Origin of the sequence: Mycolicibacterium houstonense (assembly GCF_900078665.2) — a bacterium.
Classification (GTDB): domain Bacteria; phylum Actinomycetota; class Actinomycetes; order Mycobacteriales; family Mycobacteriaceae; genus Mycobacterium; species Mycobacterium houstonense.
Genome location: NZ_LT546207.1, coordinates 1,312,219 through 1,337,770, shown reverse-complemented (window position 1 = coordinate 1,337,770; position 25,552 = coordinate 1,312,219). Strand labels below are relative to the sequence as shown.

The following is a 25,552-nucleotide window of genomic DNA, read 5'->3' as shown; positions in this document are numbered from 1 at the left end:
CCGCCGGCGGAACGCCACCGACGGCGGCCGCCCGGGCGGCCTTGGCCAGCTCCCCAGCGCTGCCGTACCGGTCGGCGGCGTCCTTCGCCATGCCCTTGGCCACCACGTCGTCGAAGGCGCGAGGTATACCGCGACGCATGATGCTCGGCCGCGGCGGCGGGGAGAACATGTGCGCGCTCATCAACTGGCGCAGATCACCCGTCTCAAACGGAGGCCGACCGATCACCATCTCGTAGAGCAGGCAGGTCAGCGCGTACACATCGGCCGCCGGTCCCACCGGTCCCCCGGAGAACCGTTCCGGCGCCATGTAGGCGCTGGATCCGATCAGCACGCCCGTCATCGTGACGCTGGCCTCGCCCCCGACGTGGGCGATGCCGAAATCCACCAGATAGGCGAAGTCATCCGGGGTGAGCAGCACGTTCTCGGGCTTGATATCGCGGTGCACCAGGCCGTCGGCGTGCGCGGCGTCCAGGGCCGCGGCCACCTGCGTGACGATCGAGACCGCCCGGTCCGGGGTCAGGGGGCCATTGGTGCGCAGCAGTTCCTTGACGCTGGCGCCCTCGACCAGACGCATGTCGATGAACAGGACGCCGTCGATCTCGCCGAAATCGTGGACCGGGATCACGTGCGGCTCCTGCAGGCGGGCCGCCACCCGGGACTCACGCCTGAACCGCTCCTGAAAACTCGTGTCCGCGGCGATCTCGGTACGCAGCAGCTTGACGGCCACCATGCGTTCCTTGACCGTGTCGTAGGCCCGGTAGACCTCCCCCATGCCACCGACACCGATCAGCGACTTCAACTCGTACGGTCCGAACCGGGTGCCGAGGCGCGAGGCACCAGGGGGCGGGGTCATTGCGCGATCCTTTCCGGTTGCGCCATGCCCCCGGCAGGGGCGGGCACACGGTCGTCTCGGTGACGAGGATAGTTCGACCGCGGCCCGGCCCGCCGAGACCGGTATCCGGCCTCGTCAGTCGAACGACGAGTGCGGCGCCCCGATGCCCGGGTCGATCTGCACCGGCCCCGACGCCGTCGGTGCGACCGGGAAATCGAAGATCGCGGTGGGGATGTACACCGTCGCACAGGCATTCGGGATGTCCACCACACCGGACAGCCGACCCTCGATCGGCGCCGCGCCCAGCAGCAGATACGCCTGCTCGGGGCTGTAGCCGAACTTGGTCAGGTAGTCGATGGCGTGCAGACAGGCTCGCTGGTAGGACAGGTGCGAGTCCAGGTAGCGCTGCTCGCCGTCCAGGGTGACCGAGGTCCCGGAGAAGGCCAGCCACTCGGAGTACTGCGGATCGGTGTTACCTGGCATGAAAATTGCGTTCTCGCTCACACCGTAGGTCTCCATACCGCCGGGGATCACGTCCACGCGCAGGTCGATGAAGCCACCCATCTCGATGGCGCCGCAGAAGGTGATCTCACCGTCGCCCTGGGAGAAGTGCAGGTCGCCCACCGAGAGGTTGGCGCCGTCGACGAACACNGCGGCAGTGCCAGCGGCGGCACCCGGTCGGGGTCGGTGGCGATCAGCGCGGCCTCGCGGGTGTTCCAGGTGCCCAGCAGCTCGGCCGACGGTGCGGTGCCCATCAACCCGGGGTGCACGATGCCGGTGAACTCGACGTGCGGCACGTGGCGTGAGGTGGCCTTCTGACCGGAGAAGTCCCAGATCGCCTTGTAGGCGTCGGGGAACTGATCGGTGAGGAACCCGCCGCCGTTGAGTTTGGGGAAGATACCGGTGTAGCCCCAGCCCTGCCCGGCCAGCGGCCCCGAATCCTCCTGCGGGATCGGGCCGACGTCGAGGATGTCGACGATCAGCAGGTCACCGGGCTTGACACCCTCGACGGCGATCGGGCCCGAGAGGACGTGCACCGTGGTCAGCGGCGCGTTGAGGATGTCGTCGGCCGAATCGTCGTTGACGATCGCCCCGTCGAACCACTCGCGGCAGTGCACCCGGAACGAATCGCCCTGTTTGACCGTCACCGCCGCCGGGATGTCGGGGTGCCACCGGTTGTGACCGAGCTTGGACTGCTCGGTGAACTTCTTGGTCGAGTCGAGCGGGAACACAACTTCGGGCATATGTCCTCCTTCAGGACCTCAGGGACGGGGCAACTTCTGGTGCAGCGGGTTGGTGGTGACCTTCTGCCGCCGGACTCCGGGCGACGGCCCGGGTGAGGTGACGACGGCCGGGCGGTCGGCAGTGGCTCGCGTCGCGTCCTGCAGTGCCATCGCGGACCGGTCTGCGCGGCCGAGGTTCGGTGAGGAGATCATGCGGCGGGCCGCCGCCCCGCAACTAGAGCACTCGATCACGTCGGGACGGGCGTGCATCGAGTGCATCTGCTCGGTCACGCCGCAACCGGATTCGCAGCGAAATTCGTAGAGAACCAACAGGTTTCCTTCACGTTGCGCAGTGCTCGTCTATCGATGAACGTCACATTACCGACGCCCGCCCGCCTCGGCAGGCCAGTTGGAGAACAAAACACCGCAGCTCGATCTCGCTGTAGATCTCTACAGTGGGGTGCCCGCTACGGCCGGGTGCGCTGCGCTCGCCCTGCACCCGGTTGGATCACCTTGTCCTGCACCGGCTTAGCCGCGGCGGCTCCGCTCATCCCCATGTTCCGCGCCGCCCACAACGCGATCCGGAAATTGGTTCGGTCTGCTTCGTCGAGCGGGTTGGCGCCGGTGAGCTCGGTGATCTTGGCCAACCGGTTGCGCAACGTGTTGACATGCACATACAGCTGGGCGGCCGCCGTCGAGATGTCGTTGTCCGGCGCGAGAAACGCTTCCAGAGAGGGCACCAGGTAGGAGTTGTTGAGTTTGTCGTGGTCGACCAGCGGAACCAGGAGGCGATGCACGAATGGCACCAGCCGGACTTTCGGCACCGCAGCCAGCAGGCCGTCGAGGGTGGCGATCTCCTCGATGTGCACCGCACGCCGCCAGCGGATCCCCTCACGCAACGCCTCCAGCGCCTCCGGGATCGCGTACACCATGGCCTGGGCATCCGGCGCGATGGCCACACCGCACACCAGATCGGAGGCGGCCAGGTCGGCCGCGAACTGCTCGGTCTGCGGGCACAGGGCCACGATGCGGTCGTCGAGCACCGCGACCGCGCCCAGATGACGGTCCACCAGTTGGTGCACCCGGGTGTGAACATCGGCGGTGAACGCGCACACCGCAACCGGCGCACCGGCCAGACCGCATCCCACCAGCGCGGTCTCGATCGGACCGACACCGAGGGTGCCCGCCACGAACCATCGCAAGATCGAGCCCAGGTCGCGCTCGCGCGTGCCGATCTCCCGGTCGGCGACCCTCATCGAATCCGCCCAGTCCACGATCCGCCGGAACGGAACCGCGGCATGCTGCGCCAGCAGCGGAAGGTCCACGTCGAGGCAGGCCTGCACCAGAGCGGGCGGGGGTTCGTCGAACAGATCCCCTAAACCGACCAGCAACGCGGTGACCCCGCGGCCGCTCAAGGTGGTGACGTAGCGCCGGATCGAATCCTCCGGCTGATCGGCTACCGGCACCCCGATGCTGAGGATCAGCTCCTCCCCCGAAAGGTACTGCGACGGATCGGCGAGTTCGGTGGGATACACGTAACGGATCGGCCGGTCGAGATCGCGGATCGGGGTCAACGTGTCGACATGCAGGCTCGGTTGGGCCAAGAGCTCCCGGAGCAGGACGGTGCCGTCGTGCGGAGTCGTCTGCACGGTCACACCGTCCTCGTCCCTCAGTAGGTCATCGACGGACATCGGAATACTTCTGCGGGTGCGGCGGTCATGGCTGCGGAGTCTAGGGCCATGACCGCGTTCTCACAGGTCGAGCGTGATTTTCCCACCGCGAGAACGGGATACACAGATCATCATCGAGGTGTTGGCCGCTCGTTCGGTCTCGGTGAGCAGATCGTCGCGATGATCGATCTCGCCGGCCAGCCCCTTGGTCTCGCACGTACCGCAGAACCCGCCGGTGCAGGAGAACGCCGTGTCCGGCGCGACCTCGAGGACCGCTTCGAGCACGCTCTGCTCCGGCCGCACCCGCACCGTGGCACCGGTGCGCGCCAGCTCCACCTCGAACGCGCCGTCGCCGGCCGGATCCGCCGGCTGCGGTGTGGCGGCAAACCTCTCGACATGCAGTTCGACCCGGGGGTGCCGACCGCTGAGCTCGGCAACGGCGCTCAGCATGGCCGCGGGCCCGCAGCAGTACACGTGGGTGCCGGCCGGGCAGCCGGCGAACACCCCGGCGAGGTCCGGCAATCCCATCTCGTCCTGCGGGATCAGCCGTACCCCCTCGATACCGGCCAGCCGGTCGGCGAAGGCCATCGCGGACCGGCTACGCCCGCCGTAGATCAACGTGAACGCGGGACTGCCCGGGGCGCTGCGTAACTCGTCGATCATCGCCGATATCGGGGTGATGCCGATACCACCGGCGATGAAGACGTAATGCGGCGCCGGGGCGAGCGCGAACGCGTTCTGGGGTGCCCCGACTTCCAGGACATCCCCGATGCGCAGCATCTCGTGAACCTCGCGGGAGCCGCCCCGCCCGTCCGCGACCCGCAGGACCGCGATCGTGTAGTGGTACGGATCATCGCGCGGTCCGCACAACGAGTACTGCCGGACTCGCCCGGACGGCAACGTGATGGCGATGTGCGCACCGGCTGCCCATGCGGGCAGCCGGTCGCCGGAGGGGCTGGCGAGTACCACCGAGATCACGTCGGTGGCCTCCAGCCGCAGTTGAATGACGTGAAGTTTCATACCGGTTTCGGTCGCCGGCTCAGACGCGCGCGTGGCCGTTGTCGGCGGGAACCTCGGCTTGCGCCGCGATCAGCTCCCGTTCCTGCTGAATCGTCTGCACCGCATGCTGGGTCGCGCGGCGGTAGTTCAAGGTGTAGATATCGGCGGGAGCCGACACCTCGAACGCCTGCCCGGCCAGCGGAACCTCCTTGGGGTCAAGTCCTTCGAGCACCGGGGTGTCCTCATTGAAGACCTTGGTCTCGATCTCCAGGATCTCGTCAACGGTTCCGCCGCGGAAATCCTTGTCGGTGGCCACCGCCCAGAAGATGATGCACTTTTCGTAGCTCACCGGCGAGGGGAAGTCGACGAGGTAACGCTTGCCGAGCGGTTCGCCGAAGTCGTAGAGGATGGTCGCGATGCCCGGTGCGTAGGAGTGGTAGTGCATCCACGCATCACCCACATCGGAGAAGTCCGAATCGGGGACCCCCGGGTAGAAGTAGGACGCCCACACCTCACGGCCCTCGCGTTTGACAGCGAGCTCGTCCACCACCGGGTTGACCTCCCCCATCGACGGCGCATGCACGAACGGGAAGTGCGCCATGTCCCGGAAGTTCTCGGTGGCCGCCATGAACCCGCACTCGGCATGGATGGGTTGCGCCGCGCGCCATTCCAGTTCCAGATCCGCGATCTCGGGCGGATGCGGTAGGTCGAACACCGGCTCCCCCAGACAGGTCCAGACATGCTCGAAGCGCTCGATCACCGGGTAGGACTTGATCTCCGCCTTCGGCGGAATGCGTTGTCCCTCGGCCAGCGACGGGATGTGAGCGCATTGGCCGGTCTGACCGTCGAACTGCCACCCGTGGTACGGGCAGGCGATGTTGTCGCCGACGACCCTGCCGTCGGCGAGGTTGCCGCCGCGGTGGATGCAGCGCCGATCGGTCACCCGGGCCGCCCCGGTGGAATCCCGGAAAACCACCAGCTTCTGGTCGAGCAGCGTGGCGGCTTGCGGGGTGTCGATGTCCTGGCAGCGCGCGACCACGAACCACACGTGTTGGTAGGCCTCGCGCAATTTGTCCGGGGTCAATGCATCGCGTTTCATCGAGAATTCTCCTTACGGTTCGGCGGTGGTGTTCAGTTCGGGTCGAGTCAGCGTGCGCGGGGTGAGCGCCTGTTCGCGGACGTAGCCGGCGATCTCGGCCATGCCCGCCACCCACACGTCGTCCATGGCACACACGTCGGCGATGAACTCGCGCAATGCGGCCGCGCGGCCCGGGCGTCCGCTGAGGAACGGGTGGTTGGTCAGGATCCAGGCACCACCGACATCCCGCATCGCGTCGAGTTCGGCGCGCCACAACTCGATGGCCTTGGCGGGGGTTTCGATCAGTCCGGTACCGGAGAAATCCGGGACGAAGCAGTACTGCTGCCAATCGTCCAGCGCCCAGCTCACCGGGAGCTCCACCAGTGCCGACCCGTCCTCGACGGCCAGTTCGTAGGGGTGGTCGGAATCCATCAGCGTGGAGTCGTAGAGAAAGCCGAACTCGGCGAGCAATTTCGGGGTGTGCCAGTTCATCTCCCACATCGGGGCGCGATAACCGACCGGCGTCACTCCCACCACGTCCTGCAGCGCTCCCAGTCCGCGCTCCAGGATCTCGCGTTCGGTCTGCTCGTCGACGCCGACCAACGACTCGTGCAGGTAGCCGTGATGGGCGATCTCATGACCGGCGGCCGCGATGGACCGGATCGGTTCCGGGTGCCGGTGCGCGGTGTAGCCGGGCACGAAAAACGTTGCCGGAACCCGAAGCTCATCGAGTATCGCCAGCAGTCGCGGGATCCCGACCAGCGGGCCGTACGCCTGGTGCGACATCGCCCCCATCCGGTCGGCGAAGGCCGGATCGGTGGTCAACAGCGGAGATTCGGCATCCACATCGAAGGTGAAAGCAACCGCGCAGCGCTTGCCTTCCGGCCACGACACCGGTCCGGCGGGTGTCAAGGAGGTCATCGGCGAACCTTTCTTCCGAACACAGACAGGAATTCCCAGACGACGTTGGCGGCGGCGATCGCGGTGATCTCCGCGTGGTCATAGGCGGGCGACACCTCGACGACGTCGACGCCGACCAGGTTCACACTGTCGAGCCCGCGCACGATCTCGAGCAGCTCCCGGCTGGTCATCCCGCCCGCCTCCGGCGTGCCGGTGCCCGGGGCGTGCGCGGGGTCGAGCACATCGATGTCGACCGAGACGTACACCGGCGCGTCCCCGACCCGTTCGCGGATGCGCTGGAGAATGCCCTCGGTTCCGAGTGCGTCGATCTGCCTGCACGTGATGCACGAGAAACCGAAGTTCGCGTCCTCGACCAGATCCTGTTTGTCGTAGATGGATCCGCGGACCCCGACATGCAGACTGCGGTCGAGCAGCAAGCCCTCCTCGAAGGCCCGCCGGAACGGTGAGCCGTGGGTGATGTCGGCCCCGTAGTAGCTGTCCCAGGTGTCCAGGTGCGCGTCGAAGTGCACCAGGGCCACCGGGCCGTGCGCGGCGTGCACCGCGCGCAGTGACGGCAGCGCCACCGAGTGGTCGCCGCCGAGGATCACCGCACGTGTCCCGTCGGCCTGCAGTTCGGTCAGCTGCGCGGCGACCTGGTCGACCGCCTGGGCGATGTCGAACGGATTGCACGCGATGTCCCCGGCATCGGCGAACTGGCAGACGTCGAACGGCTTGATGTCGAGTTCCGGGTTGTACCCACGGATCAGCCGAGAACCCTGACGAATGGCGTTGGGCCCGAACCGGGCTCCGGGCCGGTAGGTCACGGCACTGTCGAACGGTACGCCCACCACGACCACGTCGGCGCGCGTCACGTCCGACAGCCGGGGCAACCGGGCGAACGTCGTCCATCCCGCATAGCGGGGCTGGACCTGCGGATCGGCGGGGCCCACGATTTCGTCGCGGGCAGTGCCCCCCGGGTTTGGTTGGTTCATTGATTGCCTTTCCTAGACACGATTTCGGGACAGCCCGCCATCGACGTTGACGATCTGTCCCACGGCCGCGCCGAGTTGACGCTGGCTCAACAGACCGATGACCGCGGCAGCCTGTTCGACACTGCCGATCCGCCCGCCCGGCGGTGATCCGCCGGAGCCGTCGCAGACCGACCATTCCGATTCCAGGGCGCCGAGGGCGACCGCGTTCACTCCGACGCCGAAGCCGCCGAAGTCACGGGTCAGGGATTTGGTGAGCGCGACGATTCCGCCCGCGGCCGTGGCCACGGCCGCCAGGCCGTTCCCACCGACGTGCCAGCGGGATGTGGTCAGCACGATGCGTCCGCCGGTGCCGTTGTGCCGCATATGGTCTGCGGCCGCCTGGGCGTACAGGAAGCTTCCGGTCAAAGTGGCGTCGACGTGCGCCCAGAAGTCGGACATCGGCGCTTCGGTGAATTCCGCCACCATCGGCAGCCCGTGCGCCACCACCAGGACATCGATGCCGCCCAGGTGCGCCGCGGCCTTGGCCACGGCCTGGCCCACCTCGTCGCGATTCGTCGGGTCGGCGGTCAGCGTAAGCGCCCCGGCCGGCCCCGGATCGCCGCCCGGGACCACCGTTCCCACGGTGCGCGCACCGCGTCCGGCGAAGTGATCGCGGACCGCGCCGCCGAGCCTGGTGTCAACCCCTGTGATCAGCACCCGATCCGTTGAGGTCATCGTCATATCACCGTTCCGCTGTTGACCGACAACACTTCTCCGCACAGGAAGACGTCCTCTTCGAGCAGGCCCCGGACGAGTTCGGCCACCTCGGTGGGCAGCGCGATGCGCCGGGCCGGCAGCGTCGCGACGAATTCCTCGGCGCGTTCCCATGAATCGGGCTCCAGCAGCGGGGTGTCGCACGGGCCGGGTGCCACGGCGTTGACCCGGATGCCGTCGGCGGCCACCTCGACGGCGATGTTGCGCAGCAGGCTCAGCGCGGCGCCCTTGGCCGCGGCGTAGTGCGCATCGTTGCTGCCGCCGCCGATCGCCCGTTCCGAGGCGATCCCGACGATGCGCCCGCTGCCCCGTCGGCGCATCTCGGGCAGTACGGCCCGGCACACGTGGGCCAGACCGCCGACGTGCACGCGCAACATTCGCTCCCAGGCCGCCTGACCGATCTCCAGCGCCGGGGTCTCCGCGTAGTGCCCAGCACAGATGACTGCCGCATCGATCCGGCCGAAGGTGGTGCGCACCTGCGCAATCGCCTCGTCGACGGCGTCCTCGTCGGCGACGTCGGCGACGATCCACAGGTCGGTGTCGGGCGCGGCTTCCCGGGAGATCGACGCGACGGTCCACCCTCGATCGCGCAGCAGCACCGCGATCGCCGCCCCGATGCCGCTGCCGGCCCCGGTCACCACCGCCACGGGCCCGTCGGCACTCACACCGGCTCCTTCAGCGCCTCGGCGTCGGACGTCGTGGGCTCGTCGGGCTTGGGCTGCCCCACCTTTCGGGCCTTCACGATCACCGTGCCCAGCGCCAGGATCACGCCCATCGCCACGAAGAACGCCCAGTTGATGTACCAGGAATCGGAGACGGTGCGCGGCCAGACGATGTTGACGAATTCGAATCCCGCCCACAGCACCGCCAGCACCGCCACCGGGGTGCCGTAACGGCCCAGGTTCCAGGGTCCCGGCTCCCACGTGCCGCGCAACCGTGCGACCAGCCCCGTCAACAACGGGAACAGGAATGCCAGGTAGTAGCCGCCCGCGGTGAAGGTGACCAGCACCGAGTACACATCGGTCGCCGAGATGAGGTAGACGAAGGCACCGATGATCGTGGTGACGATGATCGCGTAGATCGGCTGGGCCTCGGCCTTGGACAGCTTGACCAGGATGCGCGACGCCGGCAGCACCTCGTCGCGGGCGAAGGACCAGATGACCCGCGAAGCCGATGCCTGCAGGGCGAGAAAGCTTGCCAGGAAACCGATCACGAAGGCGAACAGGATCGGTTTCACCGCGGCGTCTCCGAGTGCGCTGCTGAGCACGTAGGTGACCGGGTCGGAAACCTCACCCGAGGTGACCTTCTCGAAATCGGGCACCGCGAGGGTCACGGCCAGCGACGCGTACGCAATCACCAAGGCGATGAACGCGATTGAGAACAGCATCGCCCTCGGCACATTGCGCCGCGGCTCCTTGACCTCTTCGGCGATCGCGCCGGCACTCTCGAACCCCAGGATCGACCAGCCGGTGAAGGCCAACGCCGCCAGGAAGGGGCCCGACGCATAGGCCCAGCTCCAGCCGCTGTTCAGGTCGATGCCGTGCAGCACCGCGTCGAATCCGTGGTGGCGGTGAAAGATCAGCAGGTAGGTACCCAGCCCGACGGAGGCCACGATCTCGGCGACGATGCTGCCGACCATCAGCGCCTTCAGCAGACCGCGGCCCAGCACGTTGGCCCCGGTCCCGGCGAGCAGGATGAGCAGCGCGATGGTGCTCTGCTGCACGGCGCTGGGGCTTTCGATCCCGACGAGCTGGGCCAGGAATCCGGCACCGGCGTAGGCGACCGTGGCCATGATGATGACCAGGGCCCACATGTATACCCAGCCGGCGAACCAGCCGGCCACCTCGCCGGCCAGCCGTTTGGTCCACTGGTAGATGGATCCTTCGAACGGCCACCGCGACACCAGTTCGGCGAACGCCATCGCGACGATGAACTGGCCCGTGCCCACGATCACGAACGTCCACCAGAAGCCGGGGCCCGCTGTCGACAGCGACAGACCGTAGATCCCGTACATCGCAACGATGGGAGAGATGAAGGCGAACGCAAACGCGAACGCCGACCACAGTGAGAACTCGCGCTTCAGTTCTACTGGCGCAGAGTCTATTTGGCTCTCAGACGCCATATGTACCACCTTTCGCCGCCACCAAGACACCGAAGTATGGGCATGGGGATCGGCGGGCGGCACGCGAAAGTGCCAATACCGGGTTGGGCCTACAGTCGTGCCGTCACGGACTGTAGGGACCTACAGCGGCGCACCGGCTCCCGAAACATCGCCGTTGCGCGAGCGTCACAGCGGTGCGTCGCCGAGCGAAGTATCTGAGCGCTCGCGGTGTTGCGCTGAGGTCGCACCGGGTCGCTGCGGTAGCTTCACGCAGACGTCTCTGGCAACAGTCGGCAGATCAGGAGCGGCCGTGGTGAATGACCTCAAACCGTTCTCACCCTCGATCGACTGGAGCGCCGAACTGCTGCACTCCCTGTGGTGGCTGACGCAAGCCTGGGCCATCACCGCTGCGATCACCATGGGTGTGCTCGTCCTGCTGGCGCGGTTCACCACCTGGGGCAGGCAGTTCTGGGCCGTCACCGGCGCCTACTTCACCGGACGGCACAGCGTGAAGCCGTGGGCGGTTCTGGCCGCGATGTTGCTGTCGGTGATCGTCGACGTACGCCTGGCGGTGTTGTTCAGCTATCAGAGCAACGACCTGTATACCGCCGCCCAGGTCGCGGTCGAGGGACTGGCCACCGGCAACGACGTGGTGAGAGATTCGGGCATCAGGGGTTTCTGGATCGCCCTGCTCATCTTCTCGGTGCTGGCGGCGATCCTGGTGACCCGGGTGCTCGTCGACTTGTTCATGACGCAGCGCTTCATGTTGGCCTGGCGTACCTGGCTGACCGACCGGCTCACCGGAGATTGGCTCGACGGCCGTGCCTACTACCGGTCCCGGTTCATCGACAAGACCATCGACAATCCCGATCAGCGCATCCAGTCCGACATCGACGTGTTCACCGCGCTGTCCGGGCCACAACCCAACACTCCACATCAGACCAGCAGTGGCACGCTGCCGTTCGGAGCGATCCGGTCGATCGTCTCCGTCATCTCGTTCACCTCGATCCTGTGGAACCTGTCCGGCGATCTCAGCCTCTTCGGTGTCGAGATCCCGCGCGCGCTGTTCTGGTCGGTGTTCGTCTACGTGGCATTCGCCACCGTGATCGCCTTCGCGCTCGGCCGTCCGCTGATCCGGCTGTCGTTCAACAACGAGAAGTTCAACGCGGCGTTCCGTTACGCGTTGGTGCGGCTGCGCGACGCCGCCGAGTCGGTCGCGCTCTACCGGGGTGAGAAGGTGGAGCGGTCACAGCTGCGGCAACGATTCGCCGCCGTCGTGGCCAACTACAAACGCTTCGTGAACCGGACCATGATCTTCACCGGCTGGAACCTGTCGATGAGCCACATCATCATCCCGCTGCCGTGGGCGCTGCAGGCGCCGCGGTTGTTCACCGGCCAGATCCAGCTCGGCGCGGTCAACCAGTCGGTCGCCGCCTTCGGTGCCATCCAGGACGCGTTGTCGTTCTTCCGCAATTCCTATGACACGTTCGCGGGCTACCGCGCATCGATCATCCGATTGCACGGGCTGGTCGCCGCCGACGAGCAGAGCCGCGAACTACCCAAGCTGGACGTCTCGGAACTTTCGGCGGATACCGATTCCCTGGTCGAACTGAGCGATGTCGAGGTGCGCAACCCGGCCGGCGAGCAATTGATCGACGATCTCACCCTGAGCCTGGCCGCGGGCGAGGCGATGATCATCACCGGCAAGTCGGGCACCGGGAAGACCACCCTGTTGCGCAGCATCGCCCAGCTGTGGCCGTACGCCTCGGGCGCGGTGCGGTGCCCGCAGGGGGACAACCAGACCCTCTATCTGTCCCAGGTGCCCTACGTTCCCCTGGGCGACCTGCGCACCGTGGTGTCCTATCCGCATCAGCCCGATGAACTACCCGACGAGGAACTGCGGGAGGCGCTGCTGGCGGTGGCCCTGCCGCGCTATGTCGACCGGCTCGATGAGGACGGCGACTGGGCGAAGGTGCTCTCCCCCGGTGAGCAACAGCGGGTCGCGTTCGCCCGGGTGCTGCTGACCAAACCCACGGTGGTGTTCCTCGACGAGGCCACCTCGGCGCTCGACGAACCCCTGGAGTTCATGATCTACAGCCTGATCCGGCGCGAACTACCTGACACCGTGCTGGTCAGCGTCACCCACCGCACCACGGTCCATCGCCACCACAACATCCACCTGGAACTGCTCGGTGAAGGGCGGTGGCGGCTGGGCCGCGTCGAAGAGCCGGCGGGCGGATAGGCGCGCCGAACTGCCTGTTCGGACAGGCTGGCGGCCCGTCGCCGCGGCTCATCTGGTAAGACGGTGGCACGACACGACGTAGTAAGGGAAGGCTGCGCACACTGCCCGACGGCTGCGTCGCGCTCTCCCCACCGACCACCAAGGGTTCCTGATGGCCGATTCCAGAGCCCCCCACACGGGGGTTGCTCGATGGATCCGTCGATTCGCCATTCCGGTGATTGTCGGCTGGATCGCCCTGCTCGCGTTCATGAGCGCCACCGTCCCGCCGCTCGAGGTGGTCGGCCAGCTGCGCTCGGTGTCGATGAGCCCAGAAGAAGCGCCGTCGGTGATCGCGATGAAGCGCGTCGGCAAGGTGTTCGACGAGTTCCACTCGGACAGCTCGGCGATGATCGTGCTGGAGGCCCAAGGGGACACCAAGCTCGGCGACGAAGCCCACCTGTTCTACAACGACATGGTCGACAAGCTCGAGGCCGACAAGAAGCACGTCGAGCACGTCCAGGACTTCTGGGGCGACCCGCTGACCGAGGCCGGCGCCCAGAGCAATGACGGCAAGGCCGCCTATGTCCAGGTCTATCTGGCCGGCAACATGGGCGAGGCCCTGGCCAACGAGTCGGTGGAAGCCGTCCAGAAGCTGATCGCGGGACTGTCTCCGCCGCAGGGACTCAAGGTCTACGTCACCGGCCCCACGGCCCTGGCCGCCGATCAGCAGATCTCGGGTGACCGCAGCGTCCGGATCATCGAAGGCGTCACCTTCGCCGTCATCATCACGATGCTGCTGCTGGTGTACCGGTCGATCATCACGGTGCTGCTGGTGCTGGTGATGGTGGTCGTCGAGCTCTCGGCGGCCCGCGGCGTCGTCGCGTTCCTCGGCTATCACAACCTGATCGGCCTTTCGACCTTCGCCACCCAGCTGCTCGTGACGCTCGCGATCGCCGCGGCAACCGACTACGCGATCTTCCTGATCGGGCGATATCAGGAGGCCCGCAGCGTCGGCGAGGACCGCGAGCAGGCGTATTACACGATGTTCCACGGCACCGCACATGTGGTGCTCGGCTCCGGCATGACGATCGCGGGCGCGACGTTGTGCCTGCATTTCACCCGATTGCCCTACTTCCAGACGCTGGGCATCCCGATGGCCGTGGGCATGACGATCACGGTGCTGGCGGCGCTGACGCTGGGGCCCGCGATCATCACCGTGGCCAGCCGGTTCGGCAAGGTCCTCGAACCCAAGCGGGCCATGCGCATCCGCGGCTGGCGGCGCCTCGGAGCGTTCGTCGTCCGCTGGCCCGGACCGGTGCTGCTCGGCACCATCCTGTTGTCCTTGGTCGGTCTGCTCACCCTGCCCGGCTACCGCACCAACTACAACGACCGCAACTATCTGCCCACCGACCTGCCTGCGCAGGAAGGCTACGCCGCGGCCGACCGGCACTTCTCGGCCGCGAAGATGAATCCCGAGCTGGTGCTGATCGAGACCGATCACGACATCCGCAACTCGGCGGACTTCCTGGTGATCGACAAGATCGCCAAACGCATCTTCCAAGTGCAGGGCGTCGGCAGCGTGCAGGCCATCACCCGTCCGCAGGGCGAGCCGCTGGAGTTCAGCACGATCCCCGCCCAGATGAGCATGGGCGGGGTCATGCAGACCATGAACCGCAAGTACCTCACCGACCGCGCCGACGACATGCTGCTGCAGGCCGACGAGATGCAGAAGACCATCAACACGATGGATCGGATGATCGTGCTGATGAACGAGATGAGCTCGATCACCCACAGCATGGTCGGCCAGATGGATGTGATGGTCGAGGACGTCAAGGAACTCCGCGATCACATCTCCGATTTCGACGACTTCCTGCGCCCGCTACGCAACTACCTGTATTGGGAACCGCACTGCTACAACATCCCGGTCTGCCAGTCGATGCGCTCGGTGTTCGACGGCCTCGACGGCGTCGACGCCATGACCGAGACCATGCAGGAACTGATGCCGGACATGCATCGCCTCGATGAGCTGATGCCTCAGATGGCATCGATGATGCAGCCGCAGATCGCGACCATGCGGAACATGAAGACCATGATGCTGACCATGTATCAGACCCAGAAGGGTCTGCAGGATCAGATGGCGGAGATGCAGGACAACCAGACCGCCATGGGTACGGCATTCAATGACTCCAAGAATGACGACACCTTCTATCTGCCGCCGGAGATCTTCAACAACGCCGACTTCAAACGCGGCATGGACAGCTTCATCTCCCCCGACGGAAAAGCTGTGCGGTTCATCATCTCTCACGAAGGTGATCCGCTGACGCCGGAAGGCATCAAGCTGATCGACGGGATCAAGCTGGCCGCCAAGGAAGCCATGAAGGGCACGCCGTGGGAAGGCTCCCGGATCTACATGGGCGGCACGGCCTCGGCCTTCAAGGACATGCAGGAGGGCAACAACTACGACCTGATCATCGCCGGCATCTCGGCCCTGTGCCTGATCTTCATCATCATGCTGATCATCACGCGCAGCCTGGTGGCGGCCGCGGTGATCGTCGGCACGGTGCTGATATCGCTGGGCACGTCGTTCGGGCTGTCGGTCCTGGTGTGGCAGCACCTGATCGGGATCGAACTGCACTTCATGGTGATGGCGATGGCGGTGATCGTGCTGTTGGCCGTCGGCGCGGACTACAACCTGCTACTGGTGGCACGTCTCAAGGAGGAGCTGCCGGCAGGCATCAACACCGGCATCATCCGGGCCATGGGCGGCAGCGGATCGGTGGTGACCGCCGCGGGCCTGGTGTTCGCGTTCACCATGATGTCGATGGTGGTCAGTGAGATGACGGTGGTGGCCCAGGTCGGCTCGACGATCGGTTTGGGCCTGCTGTTCGACACCCTGGTGATCCGGTCGTTCATGACGCCGTCGATCGCGGCGTTGATGGGCCCGTGGTTCTGGTGGCCGCAGCGGGTGCGCCAGCGCCCGGCCCGGGGCGTGGTCAAGCGGGCGTTGGAGCGGTCGGCGGCCAACCCGTCCGGTTAGCGACGCCCCTTCCGCCCGGTTGCGCATCGCGCTGCCGCGGGCGGCGGCGGTCTCGGAACGGGTTCGGCGGTGCCCCATCGACGTCGAGAAACGGGTGTTCTGAAATCACAACGTAGCCAACGTGTTGCGTGCGATCTACCCATCGTTGGTCGGTGACCGCCTTACGCTTGATGGCATGTCCGGCCCGCCCCCGCGGTCGCGGGAAACGGTTGCCAAGCTGGCCATGCATTGTGTGCTGGCCGGTTTGCTTGCGGCAGCCCTCATGTTCCCCGTCGTCGGCGGGGTCGGGATCATGACGGCCCGGCTGTCCGACACCGTCGCACAGGATTCGGCACAGGTGCTCAAGGGCGAAGCACCGATCGTCACCACCATGGTCGATACCTCGGGCAAACCCATCGCCTGGCTGTACGAGCAACGTCGATGGGTGGTGCCCAGCGATCGCATCGCCGACACCATGAAGCTGGCCATCGTGTCGATCGAGGACAAGCGGTTCGTCGAGCACAACGGGGTCGACGTGCAGGGAACCCTGAACGGGTTCATCGGCTACATGCGGGGCATCGAGGACGTACGCGGCGGGTCGACCCTCGAGCAGCAGTACGTCAAGAACTACAATCTGCTGGTCAAGGCGAAAACCGACGCCGAGCGCCGGGCCGCGGTCGAGGTCACCCCGGCCCGCAAGCTCCGCGAGATGCGGATCGCGCTGGCGATGGACAAGACCCTGCCCAAAGGGGAGATCCTGGCCAGGTATCTGAACCTGGTGGCGTTCGGCAACGGCGCCTTCGGGGTCCAGGACGCGGCACGCACCTATTTCGGCGTCGACGCCGCAGACCTCACCTGGCCGCAGGCCGCCCTGCTGGCCGGGGTGGTGCGGTCGACCAGCGCGCTCAATCCGTACACCAACCCCGACGGTGCACTGGCGCGGCGCAACCTCGTGCTCGACACCCTGATCGACTATCTGCCCGACCGGGCCGAGGAGCTTCGCGCCGCCAAGGACACCCCGTTGGGAGTGCTGCCCCAGGCCGATCCGCTGCCGCAGGGCTGCATCGCCGCCGGCGACCGCGCGTTCTTCTGCGAGTACGTGCTGCAGTACCTGGCTCGGGCCGGGCTGACCATGGAGGACATCGCCCGCAACGGATACCTGATCCGCACCACCCTGGACCCCAAGGTGCAGGACAGCGTGAAATCGGCCGTGGACGAGTATGCGGACCCGGACGCCGAGGGTGCGGCGAGCGTGATGAGTGTGATCACCCCGGGCAAGGACACTCACCGGGTGGTCGCGATGGCCGACAGCCGCACCTACGGACTCGACCTCGACGCCAATCAGACGGTGCAGCCGCAGCCCTTTTCGTTGGTCGGCGACGGCGCCGGGTCGATCTTCAAGGTCTTCACCACGGCCGCCGCGCTCGAGATGGGTTTGGGCATCAACGCTCAACTCGATGTTCCCGGGACGTTCATGGGCCGGGGGCTGGGGAGCAGTGACACGCCGGGCTGCCCCAAGGAAACCTGGTGTGTGCGCAACGCCAGAGGTTTCCGCAGCCCACTGACCGTCACCGACGCGCTGGCCCAATCGCCCAACACCGCGTTCGCCAAACTCATCTCGCAGATCGGGGTGCCGCGCGCGGTCGACATGGCGGTTCGGCTGGGCCTGAGGTCGTACGCCGAACCCGGCAGCGCCCGGGCGTATCACCCCGACTCCGAGGAGAGCATCGCCGATTACGTCAAGCGCCAGAACATCGGATCGTTCACGCTCGGCCCACTCGAACTCAACCCGCTCGAATTGGCAAATGTGGGGGCAACTCTGGCGTCGGGCGGAACCTGGTGCCCGCCGAATCCGATCGACAAGATCTTCGACCGCAACGGCCGCGAGGTGAAGGTCGAGACGGTCCCCTGCGACCAAGCCGTTCCCGAGGGGCTGGCCAACACCTTGGCCAACGCCCTCGGCAAGGACCACACCGGGGGAACCGCCACCGGCGCAGCGAGTTCGGTGGGCTGGAAGCTGCCGATGTCCGGCAAGACCGGCACCACCGAAGCCCACCGCTCGTCGGGGTTCCTCGGTTTCACCAACCGGTACGCCGCGGCCAATTACATCTTCGACGACTCCCCGTCCCCGTCGGGTTTGTGCTCGTACCCGTTGCACAAGTGCGGCAGCGGCAACCTGTACGGCGGCACGGAGCCGGCGCTGACCTGGTATGCGGCAATGGATCCGATCGCCGAGTACTTCGGCCCGCTGGCCCTGCCGCCCACCGATCCGCGCTACGTCGACGGCGGGCCGGGCAGCCACGTGCCGAGCGTGACCGGGATGAAGCTCGAAGAGGCGCGGAAGCGGCTGCTGGACGCCGGTTTCCAGGTCGCCGACAAACCCACACCGGTCAACAACACCGCCACGAAGGGTTCGGTGGTCGGGACGACGCCGAGTGGCAAGACCATTCCGGGCTCGATCATCACGATCAACACCAGCACCGGGTATGTGCCTCCGCCGGTGTACATTCCCCGTCCGGAGGCTCCCCCGCCGCCACCACCCGGTGAGCTACCGCCGCCGCCGTCGGAGAACGTCGTCCTGATACCCGGACTGCCGCCCATCACCATTCCGGGCCCACCGCCGCCCCCGGCGCCGCTTCCGCCACCGCCACCACCTCCCCCTCCCCCGCCCGCCTGACATCGTCGGGCGCGGGTCAGGCGGCCGACCCGTGCCCGGTTCCGAGCAACGCCATGCGCCGATGCGTACTCACCGTTTGCGGTGGCCAGCGGCACAAACACGCCCGCACGTTTGAATATCGACGGATCTGGCAATTCCTGTCGCCGACAACACTTCAGTTGCTACCGAGAGGATCGGACTGACCATGATTGTGCTCGGCATCATCCTTCTGTTGATCGGCTACTTCGCAGGTATCTCGATCCTCTACACGATCGGCGGCATCCTCGTGGTGATCGGGATCATCCTGTGGATCCTCGGGGCCGTCGGCCGTCCGGTGGGAGGCCGAAAAGTCTGGTTCTAGCGCACCGCAAAACTGTTGATGCACAACTGATTCAGCAGTGTCACGCGGTGCCTACGCACCGATGGGAGGTGCGTCGACCCGTGCCGAGATCTGCTTGACGATGTTGACAGCAGAGTCGGCCGGGTTGGCGCTGCACGTGTTGACGTCGATCACCACGTTGTTGTTCGCGGACAACGCCCGACCACAGGCCCAGCCGCCAGCTTGCGCGTTGGACTGGGTTGCGATCGTGCTCAGCACACCGTCCTTCACGGAGATGGGCCCGACCTGCCACAGCGTGCCCGATTGCGTGTGGGTGTACTGCTTGCACTCGGGCCACTGCCGGACCGAGGAGTCGAAGAAGGCTTTGGCCTGCTGCGCGTCGGCGAATCGGACCACCGCCTGCTTGGCGTAGTGAAGGAAGGCGTCGGGCTCGCGCAACGACATCTCTTGCTCGTCGGTGAACCCGCTGTCGGCATACACAGGTGCCTGCGCGGCACCGTCGACCGCCAGGCACTCGCGGGGCGACATCGTCGCACTGTCGTCGGACATCCGAGAGTCGGTGGCCGTGACTTCCATGCCTTTGGCGGCCATCGCCGCGTTGATCTGTTCGGGCGTAAGCAGCAATCGGGGCAGGGTTTTTTGTCTCAGCGGCTCGGGTGGAAACGAGGTGATCATCGGCTTGGCCGACGTCGTCTCGGCCGCTTGTTCCGTCGAATTGCCACAGCCCGCCCCAAGGGCGCACACAGCGGCGATGGTGATCGTGGTGGTCACAAAGCGCATTCGTCATTCCCCATTTCTGCGCTGTCAGATCTGAGTCACGGTGACGTTGCCCCGTAGTGGACAATTCCAGAAAAACAGCGAAGAAACGCTCGAGTCAGAACATTTCTCATCACGGTCGAAGACTTTTCGGAACCGTTACCGAAACAACACCGGCCTCGACGTGGAGAGCATCGATGCCCAGTCGCGCTTGCGAGACTGGACATCGTCAGTATGCATTTCGTACCGTTGGAGAATACGATTTGCATACCCACGGGGTGACGGCGCTGACCCGAAGCACTCCCATTCCCGGTGGATCTCACCCAGGCACCGCTGCGGACGATTCGCCCAGCGACACGGTGAGCGTCTACGCCCATCCTCGAGCCCAGCTGGTGCGGCTTGCCGAAAACGGGCGACCTCGCCGACAGCTATTACGTTGTTGTCCCCCAGGACATGGTGGGCGCAGGTGGATATCCGGGCTCGAATCAGCTGTGGCCGGCATTGCATCAGCGATCTACGGAGTCGAGGACGTCGTCGTGATGGGCGTGAGCGCGGCACGCCTGCACGGCGTAATTCCCCGAGCCTTGGCAACTGCTGTCGTGGCTGTGCCGCGACAGCATCGACCGATCGTGTTATCGGATCGACCGGCGACCATCCGGTTCGTGAAACGTGACATCGTTCGCACCGATCTGGGGCCAACGTTGGCAACCACGCCCAAGCAAACGGTGCTTGATCTGGCCCATCGTCCCGCACTCGGCGACGCCGAAGCAGACGTCTCATCGGCTGTCGCCGCGCTCTTCGCGCGCAGCGATAAGGACCGTCTGCGGGAACTCGCGACGGAGCAGCGCAGATCGGCCTCGCTCCGCGGTGCCGAAGACTGGGCGCGCGGATTCCCATGAATTCCGACGAACGCGACTCGGTGGCAACACGGTTCAGGGTCGGCCAGCAGGCCGCTTCTATCGACAAACAGTTGGTCGCCGGTGCCGTTGAGCGGAGCTGGCACAACGATGGTCGAGTTCTAGCGCCAACCTCATTGGACTCGCGGAAGCCAAGTTCCGCGTCACCGCTCAGCGTCCGAGCAGCAACGCGACGCTGCGTGCGCATCCTCGATGTCATCCGGCTCTGCAACCAGCACTGAGTACAAACCTGCCCAAGCATGAGCGAGGAAAGCTACCAAGGCACACCGCGACGGTTCCGGTTTTTCACCCTCAAATGAGGTACTGTTTCAGGAACCTACAAGCCGCAGGAGGTCGCAATGGCAGCACAGGTCGTTGTTGAAGAGAATGCACTCAGCCGACTCGAAGAGCTCGGTCTCACCGTGGAGATCATTCAGCGATCGATACTGCGCGCCGAAGCCGAAGCCGCAACTTGCACTGACTTTGACCCGCCCACAATGGCGGGGTTCACCCGCTACGGTCGGATCGTACGTTTCCTGCGCGAGGAACTCGTGCCGCTGGGCTGGGATTACGACAACCCTCGCAACTTGTGCAGAACCATCAATCCGAGCCGGGAGTTTGCGATCGTCTCGACCTCGGGTGACGAGGCAACGGGCGACGCCGCCCTCAATCCATCCACTAAGAATCCGAAAGGTTCAGCGACCGAACTGGCAGTCGAGGTCAATGATCAGCTTGCGTTCGATTTCGGCGACGCGGGTGCTGTCGAAGAAACTGCACCCGACTTTGACCAACTTGCTACCTGGTTCCTGCTCTACAGAGTTACCGACGATGAGATCAAGGCCGAACTCTCGCTGCCGAGCGGATTTGAGGGCAATTATATTGTTGACTGGCGGGAGCGAATCATCCTTCCAACCTTCACAATCGATGCCGAGGTGCCAGCAAATAGAAATGGGGACGGCGAAGATGGCACCGGCGAGTACGTGGTTGAAGTCAGCCGACGTAGATAACCCGAATGCGAAGCGATGCTTAACCCATCGCGGCTTGCCATTGCGCGGAAGCGCCGTGGCCTGACGCTAACCAGCCTCTCCCAACTCACGAACATCAGCACGAGGAGCCTCTCGGCATTTGAGAATGGGCACAAGCCGCCTTCCGATGAAACCTTGAGCGTGCTCGCTGAAGTGCTTGAAGTTGATCCAAAGTTCCTCCAGGCTGAGGACATCGACGAGATCCCGGTCGACGCTGTGAGCTTCCGTGCGCTAAGCAAGATGACGGCCAAGCAGCGAGATGCAGCGTTGAGCGCGGGCAGAATCGCCATCTTGATTAACGGTTGGATCGAATCGCGTTTCGCACTACCGGGATCTGATATCCCCAGTCTGACTGGTAGGTCACCGGAGTCCGCAGCGGAGGAAGTTCGTGCGAGGTGGGGTCTCGGTGAGAAGCCCATAGCGAACATGCTGCATCTTCTAGAAGCACATGGCGTCCGCGTCTACTCGCTGACAGCTGATAACGCTCAGCTCGATGCCTACTCGCTCTACTGGCAGACTCAACCGTTCATTTTTCTGAGCACCGCAAAGTCCGGCGAACGGGGACGCTTCGATGCTGCCCACGAGCTAGGGCACCTCGTGCTCCATGGTGAACACGAGGTGCCACACGGACCTCGTGCTGAACTCGAAGCAAACCGATTCGCGGCCGCTTTCCTCATGCCCCGCAGCAGCATTCTTGCGGCAGGGCTTCGAGATGCAACGGTTCCCCGGATACTTCAGGCTAAGGGACATTGGAACGTAGCTGCGATGGCGCTAACACACCGACTGAATGAGCTCGGCCTGCTCACCGAGTGGGGTTACCGCTCGTGCTGTGTACAACTTTCACGGATGGGCTACCGACGAGGCGAGCCGATGGGTATCCGTCGTGAGTCGTCCCAACTGCTGACGAAAGTGTTTCGAAGCCTCCGCGAGGAAGGCGTTCGCGCAGCCAACATCGCTGATGATCTCGGGGTGTCTGTAGATGAGCTGCGATCGCATGTTTTCGGGCTGACGTTGACCGCAGTTCCAGGCTGACGTCGATCCAGACAAGCAGGCTCAGATTTCGCCGGCAGGCTTTCCCGATCTTGCTCACAACGATGGCGATTTCCGCAGCTACTGGGCGAGGGCACATGACGAAACCACAGACAACCCGGGTCTCGCAGAGCCGCTTTCGGGTGGTGCCTAGAAGCCGCTGGCAGGTGACCTACCAGCGAGGGTTAACCCCAGGGTCTGGGTTTACCTGCTGTCGGTTGAGGTGACGGTGGGCACGGGTAATGGTTCTCGCGTCTACGGCGCCATAGACGCCGCTCTGGTGGCTGGACTCGGTCCCTATGAAAAGCACATTTTCACGGCCGCTATGTGGACCCCACCCGACAGTTGGCCGTACAGCGACGACCGAACCCTTACGAACCTGCGCCCACCAGAACCACGCGTCGCGTCGGATACCCGATGAGTCGCCGTATATCGACACATAGGCTTTGCTGCCTCTGGCCGCGTGTTGATACACATCCTCGATGTAGAGCATCTGCAACGCATTGGCAGTAGCGTGGCTGTGGAATGACGCCCACAATTGTGCAGCGGCTGCGTCCTGTTCTGGCCGTGGCCGCAGAAGCAGCCACGCCAACAAACTGGCACCACCGAAAATCAGAAGGGCTTCCATCTCCCCCGCTCCCCCCGAATCCGCGCGGCAACCCCCATGCCGCCCAGCACGATTGTATGCTCCGCCACAAAGACGAACGCCATCGGAGATGTCGATGTCCGGTGGTTAGCAGCGAAACGAAGCCTCAAAAGAGTCCGGCGCGCATCCGGCGCCCAGCTGTGTCTTAGTCGTGGGGGGAGCGGTTGTGACCATACGTCGGCTGACTATTTATCTATTGAGGGACGTCCACGGCCCGGACGATGCGTTGGCGGCCGACAAGCCACACACAAGGATTGAAATCCCTGACAGGTTTGGCATCTCCGGAGCCTTTTACTACACAAGCAAACCGCCGACGCCTCCCCCATGGCTTCCTTTCGTGCAAGAGTTTGCCCCTACGTCGTTACAGCTGAGAGCCTCGTCGGCGTCCGGTCTCCTAGTTCTAATGGCGCACGAACGATACTTCGCGCTCACCTTTGGGTACGGCAGGAGCCTGCTCGATCTGTCTAAGACAGAGCCACAGTTCGGCCTGCGAGTTGCCTTGAATCGCATAGACCCAGCTCTACTTCGGAGCATGGATACCAAAACATTCGAGGATCTGGTTGTCACCCGCACAACCCAAACGAGCAAGAGCACCGAGCTGCCGACATTTGGCATTGACATCTCTAGCGATATCCTTAGAGCAGTTACAGGGCGCCCTAGGGATACCACGCTAGCAAGACAACTAACGGGATCGGATGCCCTTGTGCTCGGCGCTACTAAAACACCTGAAGAACTGGCGGATGTTTTAGGCGAACTCATGAATGCGTTCGTCGAAGAGACTTATAAGGATAACTTTTCGTGGATTGATCAACTTGCGCTTGTTAGCGATCGGAGATTAATCGAGCAACTTGATTCCCTGGCAGCAGCACAGTTAGCGCTAGGAGATTCCTCCTCTACACACCTTGCTATGCCTGAGACAATCAGTTGGGAAGAAATTGATTCTTTCAAAATAAGCGGAGCACCTCGCGGCGTCGTGTTTGACGACCTTGATATCGAAACGTATTTGGCTTCGCTAGGAAGTAAATGTACTCAAATAACTCCGGCGACCCTGCGGAGCCGACGAGTGTCTGTCGGCTTCGGAAGGCAGCAAGACGACTATGACGATCGATGGAGCCTGTACAACTGTTTGATATCGGAGCAACGCATTGATGACACACTCTATGTCCTGATTGAAGGTCGTTGGCTTTCCGTCAGCAGTTCCCTGTCCGAAGACGTCGATAAATACGCTGAATCATTGCCACCATGCCCGACAGAATTAATACCCTCAAATACAGGCGAAACCGAGCCACAGTATAACCGCCGGATGGCGGCCCTACATTCCAATGATCTATTGCTCCTCGACGCCAAAATAAAGGTGCCAGGAGGCGCCAGCTCTGGCATCGAACTCTGCGATCTGCTGACATCAAAGGGTGAGTTCATACACATAAAGCGCAAGTCCCGCTCGTCCACCCTCAGTCACTTGTTTTCGCAAGGTAACGTCAGCGCAGCTACATTTCTCGGCGATGGGACGTTTCGAGATAAAGTTCGCGAAGAAATACATCGGCAGCCTGAGGATCAACGACAGAAATGGCTCGACGTTGTCCCGGCGTCCAGCGAGACGGTGGACAGGTCACGATATACGGTATCGTATGCGGTCATAGCGAACACCAGCCAATCGGGCACCGATTGGCTGCCATTTTTCAGCAAACTAAACCTCATGCAACAGGGGAAGCAAATACAGAGTCGCGGTTTCAGATTGGCAATATCGCGGGTTCCAATTGAGGAATAACGAGTTGCCTGAAAGGTGGGGATGGACAGCTCGCCATCCCCAAATCACCGGCCGAACGGCCCGTGGAGCGGCTGAAGTCGCCGTGCTGCGAACGAGCCGTATGAGGCCAAAGTTCATCATTGAGGTCACGTTGCGTGGGACCGCCGTCGTTGCGGTGCGCCTTCGGCCTGTGCGACTGTTGTCGGCGCAGTTCTCCTGTCCTCTGCTGGCGCTGGCTGTGGTGGTTAGATCGCGGTCGAACTGGTACGACGCGGCGGTGCGATTTGCGCGCACGGAGTTCGTTCGCGCGTTCGGGGTGCGGTTTTGCGAGTTCGGGACACGCGACCGCCCAATGCTGCAGCAGCACAGGGATGCATACGGTGAGGGCGAATCCGACGAATCTCAGCGCTCAACTCCCTCATCCAGGGAGTGTCAAGGATCAACGAAGTAGGCGTAAGGCATCAGCCGAAACAATGTCAGCCATCAACCGAAGCCAAAACGTCAAGCATCACCCGACGTCATACAGGCTGTTGAGTGGGGCGGGCGGGGCTCGAACCCGCGACCAATGGATTATGAGTCCACGGCTACGGTAAAATCAATGCAGGCCACAGACTCGTCTTCGCAGGTCAGCGCTAGTTGGGCGGCAGTCCAGATACACTCTGTGTGCAGTAG

The 25,552-nt window shown here is 64.4% G+C and carries 19 protein-coding genes and 1 pseudogene; 8 read left to right on the top strand and 12 right to left on the bottom strand.

Annotated elements, in window-relative coordinates:
- The 11 genes and pseudogenes from BN4332_RS06710 to BN4332_RS06660 form a co-directional block, all read right to left on the bottom strand.
- A partial coding sequence (locus BN4332_RS06710) for a serine/threonine-protein kinase (RefSeq protein ID WP_160110816.1) occupies positions 1 to 853 on the bottom strand: 853 nt, incomplete at its 3' end.
- A gap of 114 nt (positions 854 to 967) precedes the next feature.
- A pseudogene (locus BN4332_RS06705) lies at positions 968 to 2,076 on the bottom strand (acetamidase/formamidase family protein).
- An 18-nt stretch (positions 2,077 to 2,094) separates the two neighbouring features.
- On the bottom strand, positions 2,095 to 2,346 hold the full coding sequence (locus BN4332_RS06700) for a zinc ribbon domain-containing protein (RefSeq protein ID WP_308208403.1): 252 nt from the start codon (positions 2,344 to 2,346) through the stop codon (positions 2,095 to 2,097).
- A 176-nt stretch (positions 2,347 to 2,522) separates the two neighbouring features.
- A complete protein-coding gene (locus BN4332_RS06695) occupies positions 2,523 to 3,746 on the bottom strand; it encodes a PucR family transcriptional regulator (RefSeq protein ID WP_066897742.1) in 1,224 nt (407 codons plus the stop codon).
- 60 nt (positions 3,747 to 3,806) lie between these two features.
- Complete coding sequence (locus tag BN4332_RS06690; protein WP_066897741.1) at positions 3,807 to 4,745, bottom strand: PDR/VanB family oxidoreductase; 939 nt, start codon at positions 4,743 to 4,745, stop codon at positions 3,807 to 3,809.
- 19 nt (positions 4,746 to 4,764) lie between these two features.
- Positions 4,765 to 5,823, bottom strand: coding sequence for a Rieske 2Fe-2S domain-containing protein (locus BN4332_RS06685; protein ID WP_066897740.1), 1,059 nt, complete (start codon positions 5,821 to 5,823; stop codon positions 4,765 to 4,767).
- Between the two features lie 12 nt (positions 5,824 to 5,835).
- A complete protein-coding gene (locus BN4332_RS06680) occupies positions 5,836 to 6,723 on the bottom strand; it encodes a polysaccharide deacetylase family protein (protein ID WP_066897739.1) in 888 nt (295 codons plus the stop codon).
- Positions 6,720 to 7,694 (bottom strand): agmatinase, encoded by a 975-nt coding sequence (gene speB, locus BN4332_RS06675; RefSeq protein WP_066897738.1) that lies wholly within the window; start codon positions 7,692 to 7,694, stop codon positions 6,720 to 6,722. The genes BN4332_RS06680 and speB overlap by 4 nt, the downstream gene beginning before the upstream one ends.
- Before the next feature lie 12 nt (positions 7,695 to 7,706).
- Positions 7,707 to 8,408 (bottom strand): SDR family NAD(P)-dependent oxidoreductase, encoded by a 702-nt coding sequence (locus tag BN4332_RS06670; RefSeq protein ID WP_066897737.1) that lies wholly within the window; start codon positions 8,406 to 8,408, stop codon positions 7,707 to 7,709.
- Positions 8,409 to 8,410: 2 nt separating this feature from the next.
- A complete protein-coding gene (locus tag BN4332_RS06665; RefSeq protein ID WP_066897736.1) occupies positions 8,411 to 9,112 on the bottom strand; it encodes an SDR family NAD(P)-dependent oxidoreductase in 702 nt (233 codons plus the stop codon).
- Positions 9,109 to 10,569, bottom strand: coding sequence for an amino acid permease (locus tag BN4332_RS06660; protein WP_066897735.1), 1,461 nt, complete (start codon positions 10,567 to 10,569; stop codon positions 9,109 to 9,111). The genes BN4332_RS06665 and BN4332_RS06660 overlap by 4 nt, the downstream gene beginning before the upstream one ends.
- Positions 10,570 to 10,861: 292 nt before the next feature.
- On the opposite strand from BN4332_RS06660, the gene BN4332_RS06655 reads away from it, so the two are divergent.
- From BN4332_RS06655 to BN4332_RS06640, 4 genes are all read left to right on the top strand, one after another.
- On the top strand, positions 10,862 to 12,790 hold the full coding sequence (locus BN4332_RS06655) for an ABC transporter ATP-binding protein/permease (RefSeq protein ID WP_066897744.1): 1,929 nt from the start codon (positions 10,862 to 10,864) through the stop codon (positions 12,788 to 12,790).
- A 151-nt stretch (positions 12,791 to 12,941) separates the two neighbouring features.
- Positions 12,942 to 15,806, top strand: a complete 2,865-nt coding sequence (locus tag BN4332_RS06650; protein WP_066897734.1) for an MMPL/RND family transporter — start codon at positions 12,942 to 12,944, stop codon at positions 15,804 to 15,806.
- A gap of 175 nt (positions 15,807 to 15,981) precedes the next feature.
- Positions 15,982 to 18,462: a transglycosylase/D,D-transpeptidase PonA2 gene (gene ponA2, locus BN4332_RS06645; RefSeq protein ID WP_066897733.1), complete on the top strand. Its 2,481-nt coding sequence runs from the start codon at positions 15,982 to 15,984 to the stop codon at positions 18,460 to 18,462.
- 184 nt (positions 18,463 to 18,646) lie between these two features.
- Positions 18,647 to 18,802, top strand: a complete 156-nt coding sequence (locus BN4332_RS06640; RefSeq protein ID WP_003879572.1) for a hypothetical protein — start codon at positions 18,647 to 18,649, stop codon at positions 18,800 to 18,802.
- Positions 18,803 to 18,853: 51 nt separating this feature from the next.
- On the opposite strand, the gene BN4332_RS06635 is transcribed toward BN4332_RS06640, so the two are convergent.
- Positions 18,854 to 19,561 carry a sensor domain-containing protein gene (locus BN4332_RS06635; protein ID WP_066897732.1) on the bottom strand — a complete coding sequence of 236 codons (708 nt, stop codon included), beginning with the start codon at positions 19,559 to 19,561 and terminating at the stop codon, positions 18,854 to 18,856.
- Between the two features lie 467 nt (positions 19,562 to 20,028).
- Between BN4332_RS06635 and BN4332_RS06630 the strand changes: the two genes are divergently transcribed.
- The 4 genes from BN4332_RS06630 (at position 20,029) to BN4332_RS06610 (ending at position 24,901) form a co-directional block, all read left to right on the top strand.
- Complete coding sequence (locus BN4332_RS06630; protein WP_235654034.1) at positions 20,029 to 20,436, top strand: type IV toxin-antitoxin system AbiEi family antitoxin; 408 nt, start codon at positions 20,029 to 20,031, stop codon at positions 20,434 to 20,436.
- 356 nt (positions 20,437 to 20,792) lie between these two features.
- Entirely contained in the window at positions 20,793 to 21,440 is a 648-nt protein-coding gene (locus BN4332_RS06625) for a hypothetical protein (RefSeq protein ID WP_096866843.1), read from the top strand.
- Positions 21,441 to 21,455: 15 nt separating this feature from the next.
- Complete coding sequence (locus BN4332_RS06620) at positions 21,456 to 22,490, top strand: helix-turn-helix domain-containing protein (RefSeq protein WP_066897730.1); 1,035 nt, start codon at positions 21,456 to 21,458, stop codon at positions 22,488 to 22,490.
- Positions 22,491 to 23,284: 794 nt separating this feature from the next.
- Positions 23,285 to 24,901, top strand: a complete 1,617-nt coding sequence (locus tag BN4332_RS06610) for a DUF6119 family protein (protein ID WP_084459196.1) — start codon at positions 23,285 to 23,287, stop codon at positions 24,899 to 24,901.
- Positions 24,902 to 25,552: the final 651 nt, after the last annotated feature.

Excerpts from the sequence above, each read along its gene's own strand:
- BN4332_RS06695 (WP_066897742.1), bottom strand. The coding sequence starts at position 3,746 with ATGTCCGTCGATGACCTACTGAGGGACGAGGACGGTGTGACCGTGCAG.
- BN4332_RS06690 (WP_066897741.1), bottom strand. The coding sequence starts at position 4,745 with ATGAAACTTCACGTCATTCAACTGCGGCTGGAGGCCACCGACGTGATC.
- BN4332_RS06685 (WP_066897740.1), bottom strand. The coding sequence starts at position 5,823 with ATGAAACGCGATGCATTGACCCCGGACAAATTGCGCGAGGCCTACCAA.
- BN4332_RS06680 (WP_066897739.1), bottom strand. The coding sequence starts at position 6,723 with ATGACCTCCTTGACACCCGCCGGACCGGTGTCGTGGCCGGAAGGCAAG.
- speB (WP_066897738.1), bottom strand. The coding sequence starts at position 7,694 with ATGAACCAACCAAACCCGGGGGGCACTGCCCGCGACGAAATCGTGGGC.
- BN4332_RS06670 (WP_066897737.1), bottom strand. The coding sequence starts at position 8,408 with ATGACCTCAACGGATCGGGTGCTGATCACAGGGGTTGACACCAGGCTC.
- BN4332_RS06660 (WP_066897735.1), bottom strand. The coding sequence starts at position 10,569 with ATGGCGTCTGAGAGCCAAATAGACTCTGCGCCAGTAGAACTGAAGCGC.
- BN4332_RS06650 (WP_066897734.1), top strand. The coding sequence starts at position 12,942 with ATGGCCGATTCCAGAGCCCCCCACACGGGGGTTGCTCGATGGATCCGT.
- ponA2 (WP_066897733.1), top strand. The coding sequence starts at position 15,982 with ATGTCCGGCCCGCCCCCGCGGTCGCGGGAAACGGTTGCCAAGCTGGCC.
- BN4332_RS06640 (WP_003879572.1), top strand. The coding sequence starts at position 18,647 with ATGATTGTGCTCGGCATCATCCTTCTGTTGATCGGCTACTTCGCAGGT.
- BN4332_RS06635 (WP_066897732.1), bottom strand. The coding sequence starts at position 19,561 with ATGCGCTTTGTGACCACCACGATCACCATCGCCGCTGTGTGCGCCCTT.
- BN4332_RS06625 (WP_096866843.1), top strand. The coding sequence starts at position 20,793 with ATGGCAGCACAGGTCGTTGTTGAAGAGAATGCACTCAGCCGACTCGAA.
- BN4332_RS06620 (WP_066897730.1), top strand. The coding sequence starts at position 21,456 with ATGCTTAACCCATCGCGGCTTGCCATTGCGCGGAAGCGCCGTGGCCTG.